Origin of the sequence: Xenorhabdus sp. IM139775 (genome assembly GCF_028598745.1) — a bacterium.
Taxonomy (GTDB): domain Bacteria; phylum Pseudomonadota; class Gammaproteobacteria; order Enterobacterales; family Enterobacteriaceae; genus Xenorhabdus.
Window position 1 is genome coordinate 1 of record NZ_JAQRFK010000189.1, and the last position, 1,284, is coordinate 1,284.

A 1,284-nucleotide genomic window follows, 5' to 3' on the forward strand; every position below is an offset into this window, starting at 1 on the left:
GATGCTGACGACCACGGCGATCGATGTCGATGAAGAGCTGTTGAACCGCTGTCTGGTGCTGACGGTCAATGAAACCCGCGAACAGACCGAAGCCATCCATGCGTTGCAGCGCCATAAGCAAACGCTCGAAGGGTTGCTGGCTGAGAACGAGCGCGACTATCTGACGCAGTTGCACCAGAACGCCCAGCGGTTATTGCGTCCGTTGAATGTGGTCAATCCCTATGCCAGCCAGCTGACCTTTATGTCAGACAAAACCCGCACCCGCCGCGACCATATGAAATATCTCACGCTTATTCAGAGCATTGCCCTGCTGCACCAGTACCAGCGTGAAGTGAAGGTGGCTGAACATCGCGGCAGGCGGCTGGAATATATCGAAGTCACGAAAGACGATATCCGGCTGGCGAACCAGCTCGCGCATGACATCTTAGGCCGGACGCTGGACGAGATGCCGCCGCAGACCCGCAAGCTGTTGCTGCTGATACAGCAAATGGCGCATGACATGGCCGGAAACGGGCAGAAGACGTTACGCGACGTTCGCTTTACCCGGCGGGATATCCGCGATTTTACCCAGTGGAGTGACAACCAGCTTAAAGTGCATTGCCAGCGGCTGGCTGACATGGAATACCTGCTTATCCACGGCGGCAGTCGCGGGCACCTGCTGCAATACGAACTGTTATGGGACGGTGATGCGACTGAGCATGCGCACCTGTGCGGCCTGATTGACCCGAAAGACGTCGCAGACCAGACACCCCTCTGACACTACGAATGGCGCAAGTTGGGCTGAACTCAACGCAAGTTGCCCCCAAGTTGGTGCCAAGCTGGCCTCAAGTTGTGGTAGCGGTATCTGGCTTAAAGCCGCAGCCGGACTGGGTTAGCCGCGCGCAAGTTGGGGATACGCAAAAATCACTGTTCCGGCAACCTAAGAAAAGAAAATCATACCGTACTGCCACTTGTGACTCACACAGCAAAAAGAAGGAGCCTCCGATGACAAACCCACACAGCGCCCGGTTCACCACCTTACGCCAGCAACTTGAGGCGTATCTGGATACGCAGGCGGCGCAGGGAAAAAGTCCGCGCACGCGGGAAAGCTACCGGGAGCGGCTGTTACCGTTCGTGGACTGGTGCGAACAGCGCACCGTCTGTTATCCTGCGCAGGTCACGCTGGCCTTGCTGGAAAGCTGGCAGCGCTACCTGCGGGCTTACTGTAAGGCTGATGGTCATCGATACAGCAATAACGGGCAACGTGAGCGGCTGAGTACGCTGCGGTTGTGGTTCCGTTGGTTA

The 1,284-nt window shown here is 57.0% G+C and carries 1 protein-coding gene and 1 pseudogene; both read left to right on the forward strand.

The annotated features are described in order from the left end of the window. Nucleotides 1-757: pseudogene (locus PSI17_RS16870) on the forward strand (DNA primase); the annotation flags it as partial. Nucleotides 758-765: 8 nt separating this feature from the next. Beyond that, nucleotides 766-1,284, forward strand: a 519-nt coding sequence (locus PSI17_RS16875; protein WP_273553060.1) for a site-specific integrase, incomplete at its 3' end; no start/stop codon positions are given.